Below are 8698 nucleotides of genomic sequence, written 5' to 3' on the forward strand. Positions count from 1 at the left end.
CAGGCCACCACACCGGCCCCCGTAGCTCAGTGGATAGAGCAGGCGCCTTCTAAGCGCTTGGCCGCAGGTTCGAGTCCTGCCGGGGGCGCAAGTCTCTGCCCTCCCGCCAGGGAGGGCTTTTTGCTGGTCAGGCCCAGTGCCAGCTGTCACGACGAAGCCCCGGACGCCCTCTTGATGATCAAGGGCGGACTCCGGGGCCGTCCGGCTGTCACCGGGTTTTCGCGGGTGGCCGTGTCGAATACGTGTCGAAGTTCCCGGCCGGAGGATCAGCCGGCGCCGGGCGCCTCCGGCAGGTCGCCCGCGGCTTCGAGCCGCCGTTTCAGGTCCGGCAACTGCCCGTCGACGCAGCGGGCGTATGTGGCGAGCAGCACAGCCACGCTGTTCCCGGCCCACTCCGCCACTTGGGCGGGCGGGATGCCGTCGTTGAGCCACTTGGTCAGGCGCGTGTGCCGGTTGCCGTACACGCGCCGTCCGGTCGGCGACTCGAAGACGTGTGGAGGCAGCACGGCTTTCCGCGCACTACGCCACGCCCGACGGATGACCGACCCGGCGAGGATGCCGCCCGACTCCCCCTGGAACAACAGATCGCCCGGCCGCAGCCGCTCGTCCTGGATGTGCTGCCGCAGGATGCGCCTGAGGGCCGGATGCCCCGGCACGGTGCGTGTCTCGCCCTCCGCACGGCCCTTCAGATCACGCCGTTCGTGGATCTCCCCCGTGTGGGTCCACTGCTTCCCGACCTCCGGAGTCGCCGTGTGGATCAGCAGCTCGCACCATTGGTCCTCGGCGTCGGGTCGGGGCAGCCTGACGTCCTCCACTCGCATGACCACGGCTTCTTCGGGGCGCGGGCCGCAGTAGTACAGCGTGGCGAAGAAGGCGTGGAGCCGCCTGCCACCGCGCGGCCGGCACCGTATCCAGTCGAGGTGTGGACGATCGCGAAATTCCCCAGGCGGAAGTTCACGTAATTCCCCAGCCACTGACGCGAGCTGACGGAAGGAAGATCGCGAGCTGTTTCCAACATCAGCTTGAGCAGGTCAGATGCAAGGTGAGGGCCGCACCCGCAGCAACCGCTTCAATCGCTGAACACTTCGCGAAGAACCCGCTGCAGGCGGTCGCGAGCCGGCAGGTCGGCAACGACAACGACGAAAGGCAGATCAACGCACCGGCTCAGACGTGCCTCGCGCCTGGTCGCGGCTGGCGACCACCAGGTATCCATTGCTCTCGGGGTCGAAGGTGGTGGACTGCACCGTGAGCCCGACACTGCGCAACTGCGCCACGAGGTCCTCGTACCGGTAGGGCCAGATGGACAACCGCTCCGAGCAGGCTCGCACTGCCCCATCCGGCTCGATCTGGGCGACCACGATCTCGAGGAAGTGTTCCTGCTCCCAACGCTGCTCGATCTGCCAGCAGTAGCTGACGACCGCATCGCGGTCGTTGCGGCGGATGAGTCGATCGCGGACGTCTACCCGTGAGCCGGCGGAGCGCACGAGCTCCCAGTTGCGTGAGTGGAGCACAAGGCGTCCGCCCGGATTCAGCAGCCGCGACATCGCGTCCAGCGCGGTCAGGCGCCCGGTTGCGCCCTCGGCGTGCCCGAGCGAATTACCGACGCAGAACACCAGATCGAACGTGGAGTCCTCCAGGTGGTCAGGCAGCTCGTCCCAGCTCGCGCGGAGGACTCGAAGCGAGACACCCTGCTCGTCGGCGGCCTTCTCGGTCCGGCGAACCATCCCATCACTGGCGTCTGCGGCAACCACGTCAAGGCCAAGACTCGCGAGACCAACGGCGAGCTGGCCGGTTCCACACGCACAGTCGAGGACGCGCGCGTTGGGCGGCAGAGAGCCCACGACATCGCTGTAGTAAACCGCGGCTGCCTTGGCGGGGGTCAACCTGTCGTCCCCGATCAGCCACTCGTATACGTCGGAAAGCGCCCCATAACCAGCCACCGCGACAACCTCCATCACTCGACGACACTCGGGCTAGACCGCGCCTGCGATTCGGACCTTGCGCCTCGCACTGTGCCGGGCCGTGTCAGCGAAGCATTGAGCAGGACCCAACCACTTCCGGCCGCTGAAACTCCACCGGATTTCGTGGGAAACTGCGGCACGCCGCACCGACGCAGGTCCCCATTCCACCGGCGCCCCATCGGCCACGATGGGGACCGCGGCCAGCAAGCGCGCGTTCACTGCGGAGCGCTATAGGCACAGCCATCCAAACTGATTGCCGAAACGCCGCGTCCGGATGAAGGACCGCCAGCGACCACCTCTACTGCCAAGTATCCCGACGACGTCCGCCGGCCTTTCCTACTTGGTCTTGTCGGTGGGGTTCCTGGGCCGCTTGTTCGGGCGGTAGCTGGGCCCATTCATGATCACCTGATGGCTGGTGTTGATGAGCCGGTCCAGGAGGGACTCGGCGACGACGGGGTTGGGGAAGAGGGGATACCAGTCGCTGGGCGCCCTGTTGCTCGTGATGATCAGAGACCGGCCCTGACGCTCGGAGACGAGTTCGTAGAGGTCGTCGGCCTGGGCCGCGGACAGTTGGCGCATGGCGAAGTCGTCGAGGATGAGGACGTCGGGGCGAACGAGTTCGCGGACGCGTTTCTCCCAGGTACGGTCCGCGTGGCCGCCGGCAAGGTCGGCGAGGATGCGGCTGGTCTTGGCGAAGCGGACGTGGGCGCCCTGGCGGACAGCGAGGTGGCCGAGGGCCTGGGCGATGTGGGTCTTGCCGACGCCGACGGGGCCGAAGAGGATGACCGACTCGCCGGCGTGGAGCCAGCGCAGGGCTCCCAGGTCGCGAATCTGGGCGGCGGGCAGTTTCGAGGAGGCGGTGAAGTCGAACTCCTCCAGGGTGACCTGCTGCTCGAACTTCGCTCGCTGCAAGCGCCGTTGGAACGCTACGGTCTCGCGACGGGTGATCTCGTCCTGGCAGAGGACCTGGAGGAAGTCCAGGTGGCCGGGCTCGCCTCCGTGGGCCTGGGCGAGGCGAGCGTCGAGGGTCTCCAGCATGCCGGACAGTCGCAGGGCCTTGAGCGACTCCCGCAGGGCGGCATCCATCACGGTCATCGGGCTTCCACCTCGGCTTCGTCGTGGACCTGGTCGTCGTGGTCGTTATCCGCCGTCTCGGGGGTCGCGACGGTGGCGAACAGCCGGGCCGGGCCGTGGAGGAAGGCCGCGGCCCCGGCATCACCGCTGGTCTCGGGCTCGGGCTCGGGGTCGGCGATGAGGATGCCCTTGATGGTGCGGTAGGACGGGTCGCCAACCGCGATGGCCCTCGCGCAGGCGGCCTCCAGACGTGTGTCGCCGTATTTCTTCCGCAGCCCGAGGACCCCCTGGGCTGCGCGGAGCCTATAGAGGACGTTGACCTCCAGCAGCTGGTCGACGACTTCGCGGCAGGCGTCGCCGACCTCGGACGCCTGGCTGCGGCACCAGACCGGCGTCCGCATCTGGAACGCGATCTTCTCCAGCGGATAGTCGCTCTTGTCCGTGCGTTTCCCCTGGTCAAGAGCGGTGTGGGTCTTGACCAGGGAGCCGTCATGGAAGACCTGGACCATCGTCGCGGTCGACCGGGAACCACTCCTTGATCAGCTTCGACCAGTCGGACTCGCTCATCGGCGGGCCGCCCGGGCTGATCCCGGCCCCTTCGGCCGGGGCCAAGTACTTCCTGACCGTCTTGCGGTCCACCCCCAGCGACGCGGCCAGTTCGCTCTTCGAGCGGCCTGCGTACCAGTGGACGTAGATCTCAGTGATGTCGACCACGACGAATGTTCTCCTCGCCATCCGGGCTGCCCATCGGCCATCCGAACCACGGGACGAGGAACTTGACCAGCTCCGCGACGACCAGGTCCCTCGATCCCAACCTCCGCGCTATCCATGGCTAATTAGGAGAATTCGGCATGGGGAATTACATGACGCTCAAACCGCCCAACCTGGGGAAAAACTTGATCGTCGACACGAGGATCGCCGCCGCCTGCTCGGGGTTCAGCAGGGACCGCTTGTCCACGGCGTTCGAGGTCTTCGTGACCGCCGTCGACTCCTTGCCCTTGGGAAGAGGATTGACCCGCAGGATGCGCCGCCGGACCGCGTACTTCATGACGACGTTGAGGATCCGGCGGTTGCGCTTCCGGGACCAGGCCGCCGCTTGCCTGGGTCGTGTCCCTTGATGTGCAACACCGTTGCGTTAGGCCGGTGGGTGGGTCGTCAAGGAGGCGAACAGCAGGACGGGACCTCGGGTAAGTCCCTTGAGGGCCTCGAGCAGGAGATCTACGCCCTGCTGACCGTCTACCAGGCGTTGATCCGGATGGCCGGCGACCTCACCACGGCACACCCCGAGCTGTCTCCCCGGCAGGTGAGCTTCACGATCCTGTTGCAGGCTGCCGCAGACCAGATCGTCGCCGGGAACGGGACCACCGGCACCGAGCCGGTGACGCTGGTCGGCGCCATCGGCCATGTTGTCTTGGCAAACCTGGTCCCAGAGCAACGGAGGTGGCGGATGAAGTCACGAATGCCGAAGAGGTACAGCAAGTACCCCTTCAACCGGAAAGGGCACCCCCGGAAAGCCCAGAAGTACACCCTCCACACCGAAGTGATCCCTGACGGATGGGCCCCTTGACAGCAGCGTCCCTCTCCAAAGGCAACGGTGTTGCACATCAAGGGACACGACCTTCCGCCCAGGGGCGGCGGTGCGGCGGGATGGGGTGTTTCCTTACTGCGTCCGGCTTACACGCCGTCAAGCGGCCAACTCAGGAGGCCTCATGGGCATTGTCCACGTACGCACCGGGGACTACCGGACCAAGTACCACACGGACGTCGACTGTCCGTCGCTGAACGGGAAGCAAGGCACCTACATGGGTCAGGAGTCGATGTCCGAGGAGAAGGCCAAGGAGCAGGGGCTTGCAGCCTGCCGGCACTGCAAGAGGTAGTTGTGCCGGCGCCACGGCTGCCCGGTCGTCTCTTCGCCGCCAAGGTACCGACGGCAGTGACGGCAACGACAGCGGACGTCAGCGGTGCTGGGCGGCCCGGCACGGTAACGGCAGAGTGCCGGCGGGCCGTCCCATCAAGGTGTGCCCGCATCTTCTAACCACTTGGTCAACGACCACGAGGCGGCAACCACCCAAGACCCACGTGCCAGGTGCGTGCCAGATCGTGCGGGGAACCACGGGGAATAGCGGGGGCCAGGCCGGCGGTCAAGCAGGTCCTCTCACCACTTCACCGCCGGTCAGCGCAGCAACCGCCGCCAAGAAACCCAAGCTTCCCGAGCTGAGAGCGCGAGTTCGATTCTCGCCACCCGCTCCAACACAAATCCCGAGATCACGGACCGGGATGGAGGGGCCCGCAGGCGGGTGCCGGCCGGTGGGTTGTCGCGGTGGGGGAACTCCCATCCTGTCTGCCATCGCCCCAGGCAGAGCCGAGCAGACACGGCACCGGGCGTAAAGGTCGTTCGTACGTGGCCGCTCCACTCAGGAGCTGCTGATCTCCCAGGGCGTGCTGGAGGGCCGCGCCGGTTCGGGCACGTACGTCTCCGAGCCCCGGCAGCGCGTGCGTATGGTCCGGTCGTCCGCGCGTGAGCGGCCTGACGGGTCGCCGTTCCGGGCGGACATGAAGGCCTTGGGCAGGCAAGGGGATTGGGAGAGCCGGACCGACGCCAAGGTGTCGGCGCCCGCGGACATCGCGGGCGGCTCGGCATCGCCGAGGGCGACCTGTGCGTCCGCACGACGTACGAGTTCCTGGCCGACGGCAGACCGATGCAGTTGTCGACGAGCTGGGAGCCGTACGACCTCACTGGCGGCACGCTCGTCGTCCTCCCCGAGGGAGGGCCGCACGCCGGGGCAGGGGTCGTGAACCGCATGGCCGCGATCCGCATCACCGTCAGCCATGCCGTGGAGCAGCCGGAGCCGAGGCAGGCGACCGCCGAGGAGGCGTCACTCCTGGGCATCCAGAAGTCCGCGCTCGTCACGCACATCCGCCGGACGTACTACAGCGACCAGGGGCGGCCCGTGGAGACGGCGGACATCGTGGTGCCCGCCGCTCACTGCGAGATCGTTTACGAGATTCCGATCAACCGTCGGTAGCGGCCCGTCTGCGCCTCCTGGTGACGCGGCTTCAAGCCGCGCCCCCTCATCTCGCAGGTTGACCTTGCTCCGCCGCGGGGCGGACGCGGGGCGGAACAAAGCCGCCCTCCGAGCTGATCCGCGACGCCATGCCTCACGTCAGGCTGGATGCATGACGACGACAAGGCACCCCCACTTGGCCCTCGAAGCGACGGGCCCCGCACATCACAGCGTGCCCGTCTGGGCGGAGCGTGTCGCACACGCCATCCCACTGGTTGTGCTGCCCGTCGGCATCTGGCGACTGCCCTTCGCCTTCGGGTACGGCATGGGCGGAGAGCCCATGCCCCCTGCCTGGTACAACGCCCCTTACGTCATCGGACTGACGGTCCTCACCGAGATCCTCGCGCTACTCAGCTTCGGATTGGTCCGCCGCTGGGGCGAGGTCGTTCCGCACTGGGTGCCGAGGCTGGGCGGGCGACGCATCCCACCGGCCGCCGCGATCGTCCCCGCAACCTTCGGCGGCCTCTTCTTCACCGCAATAGGCATCCACTGGCTGTACGAGGCCGTTACCGTCGGCACGGCGGCCTGGCCGTACGACGAGGGCTGGGACATCGTCGCAATGACGATGAGCGGACTGATGAACCTGTGGGGCCCGCTGCTCCTGGTTCTCACGTATGCGTACTACCGGCGCCGCCAGGTGTGATTCCAGCTTTCGGTGTGAACGCTCAACCTGCGCTGCGAGAGATCACTGGCCCGACGCGACCACGGCACCGGAACGGCAGCTCGGTCGGCTGCGCCGGTATTCGGTTGATCCCGTTGCCGGCTGTGGAGCCGTCCAGAAGCGACAGGGCCCGCCTGCATTGCGTGTCGAATCCATGCCGAAGGCAGGTCGTCGGGACGCCGAGTGGGAGAAGAGAAGCAGGCCAGCAAGGGTACGGCGCCCAACCCGCCAAGCGCCTTCTAAGCGCTTGGCCGCAGGTTCGAGTCCTGCCGGGGGCGCCACCACCTTCTGGCCGGCGGAAACACCGGCCCTTTCGCGTCGTGTCGCACCACGGGTCCCGGATCGCCCACCTTGGAGTGATTACGCCGGATTCACCGGGCTCCTGGTAATCATGGAACGGTTCGCTGTCTTTCGCCCTTCCCGGAGCCGTTCATGCGTACTGCCGTCACCGCCGTCCAGGACTCCGTGGAGGAGCGGGTCCTCACCTTCGAGGGTTTCGCGTACACGTGCCGGATCGTCCATCAGGGTGCGCCGCGGACGGCTCCGTTGCTGCTGCTCGGGGGGTCGTCGCAGAACCGGTACTCCTGGCAGGGACACGAGAGATGGCTGGCGCCGCTGTGCACGTTGATCACCGTGGACCTTCCGGGATACGGCGACTCGGACTTCCTGCCGGCCCGCTACGACATCGGCTTCCTCGCCGACGCCGTCCAGCACATGCTGACGGAGGTCGACGTACCCGAGGTGAACCTGTTCGGCGGCTGCTTCGGCGAGGTCGTCGGCCTCCGCTTCGCGCAGCGCCATCCGGAGTCCGTCCGGCGCATCGTCTTCTCCGGCGCGGCGATCCGTCTTCCCGACGTCTACACCGACGCCGTGCCGCGACTGTCGGACGCGCTTGGCCGGGGCGACATCGAGGGGGCCGCCGACGGACTGGTACGGCTGTTCATGTCGAACCCGAGCGCCGGCAAGGTCCGTAGGCACGCGGCCGTTGCACGGCTTCTCCAGCGGCAGTTCATGGCCCAGACGCCGGACGAGATCAGGAAGGCCGTCGAGCACAACACCAGGCTGGTGAGGCACGGTTGTTACGAACCCCTGCCGGTCCCCTACGTGCCGACCTTGGTGTTCACCGGTGAGTACGACACCCTGTGCACCCCCCAGATGGGGCGTGAACTCACCGCGACGATGCCGGGGGCGCGGTTCGTCACCATCAAGGAGGCGGACCACCTGGTGACGGTCGAACGCCGTGAGGAGTCCGCGGACCTGATCACCCGCTTCTGCACCGACCGCTCCATCGACGGCCTGCCGTACTGCACCCCGGTCGAGTCACCGTGCGCCGATGCCGTCCGCGCGACGGCCTGACACGGAGAAGCCGCCTCTTGCCGGTGATGCGCCGTCATCGGCAGGAGGCGGCCTGTCCCGTTCGACACTCGGGCAGCACCGAACGGCCGGGATCCGATGTCGGATCCCGGCCGTTGCCGGGTGGTTCACACGCCGGGTGCCGGTGCCGGAGGAACGCCTCGGCCGCCTCGGCGGGAAGTCAGGACTTCTTGGCGGGAAGGACGACGTTGCTGCTGCAGCTGACGTAACCCGAACCCGAGCAGGTCTGCGAGGAGTGGCTGACGACCTGGACCTTTCCGTCCTTGTCGGTGAACCGGTACTCGCTGACCAGAACGCAGCGCACGTTGCCCTTGTCGTCCTCAACGCATTTCGCGGGCTCGCTCTCGGCGAAGGCATGGCCGGCCCCGGCGCCGACCAGAGCGAGGCTCCCCAGAACTCCCGCTACCGCTGCGATCTTCTTCGAAGTAACCATTTACTCTTTTCCTTTACGGTCGACCCGCCTGACTGGGCAGCGGCGTCGTTCCGAATGTTCGAATCAGCACATAGGCCTGGCAAGTCCCGGGACTCGGCCCCATGGGCCCAGTACCGGGGCGTGCGTAAGA

Annotated in this window: 11 protein-coding genes, 1 tRNA gene and 1 pseudogene; 6 read left to right on the forward strand and 7 right to left on the reverse strand. The window is 67.2% G+C overall.

What is annotated here, in order from left to right; genetic code table 11:
* Positions 1–15 precede the first annotated feature (15 nt).
* Positions 16–88: transfer RNA gene (locus ACFXAE_RS29645), tRNA-Arg, on the forward strand.
* A gap of 178 nt (positions 89–266) precedes the next feature.
* On the opposite strand, the gene ACFXAE_RS29650 is transcribed toward ACFXAE_RS29645, so the two are convergent.
* The 6 genes from ACFXAE_RS29650 to ACFXAE_RS29675 form a co-directional block, all read right to left on the reverse strand.
* Entirely contained in the window at positions 267–821 is a 555-nt protein-coding gene (locus ACFXAE_RS29650) for a hypothetical protein (protein ID WP_384720461.1), read from the reverse strand.
* A 330-nt stretch (positions 822–1151) separates the two neighbouring features.
* Positions 1152–1955 (reverse strand): class I SAM-dependent methyltransferase, encoded by an 804-nt coding sequence (locus tag ACFXAE_RS29655; protein WP_384720464.1) that lies wholly within the window; start codon positions 1953–1955, stop codon positions 1152–1154.
* 342 nt (positions 1956–2297) lie between these two features.
* A complete protein-coding gene (gene istB / locus ACFXAE_RS29660) occupies positions 2298–3056 on the reverse strand; it encodes an IS21-like element helper ATPase IstB (protein ID WP_384720467.1) in 759 nt (252 codons plus the stop codon).
* A complete protein-coding gene (locus ACFXAE_RS29665) occupies positions 3053–3544 on the reverse strand; it encodes a hypothetical protein (protein WP_384720470.1) in 492 nt (163 codons plus the stop codon). Before ACFXAE_RS29665 ends, istB begins: the two co-directional genes overlap by 4 nt.
* Positions 3525–3749 carry a hypothetical protein gene (locus tag ACFXAE_RS29670; protein ID WP_384720473.1) on the reverse strand — a complete coding sequence of 75 codons (225 nt, stop codon included), beginning with the start codon at positions 3747–3749 and terminating at the stop codon, positions 3525–3527. Before ACFXAE_RS29670 ends, ACFXAE_RS29665 begins: the two co-directional genes overlap by 20 nt.
* Before the next feature lie 145 nt (positions 3750–3894).
* A complete protein-coding gene (locus ACFXAE_RS29675; RefSeq protein WP_384720476.1) occupies positions 3895–4083 on the reverse strand; it encodes a hypothetical protein in 189 nt (62 codons plus the stop codon).
* 69 nt (positions 4084–4152) lie between these two features.
* Here ACFXAE_RS29675 and ACFXAE_RS29680 point away from each other — a divergent pair, with 69 nt between their 5' ends.
* From ACFXAE_RS29680 to ACFXAE_RS29700, 5 genes and pseudogenes are all read left to right on the forward strand, one after another.
* Positions 4153–4602 (forward strand): hypothetical protein, encoded by a 450-nt coding sequence (locus ACFXAE_RS29680; RefSeq protein ID WP_384720479.1) that lies wholly within the window; start codon positions 4153–4155, stop codon positions 4600–4602.
* A gap of 142 nt (positions 4603–4744) precedes the next feature.
* Positions 4745–4912: a hypothetical protein gene (locus ACFXAE_RS29685; protein ID WP_384720482.1), complete on the forward strand. Its 168-nt coding sequence runs from the start codon at positions 4745–4747 to the stop codon at positions 4910–4912.
* 544 nt (positions 4913–5456) lie between these two features.
* A pseudogene (locus tag ACFXAE_RS29690) lies at positions 5457–6061 on the forward strand (GntR family transcriptional regulator).
* 151 nt (positions 6062–6212) lie between these two features.
* Entirely contained in the window at positions 6213–6743 is a 531-nt protein-coding gene (locus ACFXAE_RS29695) for a hypothetical protein (RefSeq protein ID WP_384720486.1), read from the forward strand.
* Between the two features lie 450 nt (positions 6744–7193).
* Entirely contained in the window at positions 7194–8117 is a 924-nt protein-coding gene (locus tag ACFXAE_RS29700) for an alpha/beta fold hydrolase (RefSeq protein ID WP_384720489.1), read from the forward strand.
* A 178-nt stretch (positions 8118–8295) separates the two neighbouring features.
* Here ACFXAE_RS29700 and ACFXAE_RS29705 read toward each other — a convergent pair whose 3' ends face one another.
* Complete coding sequence (locus tag ACFXAE_RS29705) at positions 8296–8568, reverse strand: hypothetical protein (RefSeq protein WP_384720492.1); 273 nt, start codon at positions 8566–8568, stop codon at positions 8296–8298.
* Positions 8569–8698: the final 130 nt, after the last annotated feature.

Origin of the sequence: Streptomyces sp. NPDC059454, from assembly GCF_042749965.1 — a bacterium.
Taxonomy (GTDB): Bacteria; Actinomycetota; Actinomycetes; order Streptomycetales; family Streptomycetaceae; genus Streptomyces.

Excerpts from the sequence above, each read along its gene's own strand:
- ACFXAE_RS29650 (WP_384720461.1), bottom strand. The coding sequence starts at position 821 with ATGCGAGTGGAGGACGTCAGGCTGCCCCGACCCGACGCCGAGGACCAA.
- ACFXAE_RS29655 (WP_384720464.1), bottom strand. The coding sequence starts at position 1,955 with ATGGAGGTTGTCGCGGTGGCTGGTTATGGGGCGCTTTCCGACGTATAC.
- istB (WP_384720467.1), bottom strand. The coding sequence starts at position 3,056 with ATGACCGTGATGGATGCCGCCCTGCGGGAGTCGCTCAAGGCCCTGCGA.
- ACFXAE_RS29665 (WP_384720470.1), bottom strand. The coding sequence starts at position 3,544 with ATGGTCCAGGTCTTCCATGACGGCTCCCTGGTCAAGACCCACACCGCT.
- ACFXAE_RS29675 (WP_384720476.1), bottom strand. The coding sequence starts at position 4,083 with ATGAAGTACGCGGTCCGGCGGCGCATCCTGCGGGTCAATCCTCTTCCC.
- ACFXAE_RS29680 (WP_384720479.1), top strand. The coding sequence starts at position 4,153 with ATGTGCAACACCGTTGCGTTAGGCCGGTGGGTGGGTCGTCAAGGAGGC.
- ACFXAE_RS29685 (WP_384720482.1), top strand. The coding sequence starts at position 4,745 with ATGGGCATTGTCCACGTACGCACCGGGGACTACCGGACCAAGTACCAC.
- ACFXAE_RS29695 (WP_384720486.1), top strand. The coding sequence starts at position 6,213 with ATGACGACGACAAGGCACCCCCACTTGGCCCTCGAAGCGACGGGCCCC.
- ACFXAE_RS29700 (WP_384720489.1), top strand. The coding sequence starts at position 7,194 with ATGCGTACTGCCGTCACCGCCGTCCAGGACTCCGTGGAGGAGCGGGTC.
- ACFXAE_RS29705 (WP_384720492.1), bottom strand. The coding sequence starts at position 8,568 with ATGGTTACTTCGAAGAAGATCGCAGCGGTAGCGGGAGTTCTGGGGAGC.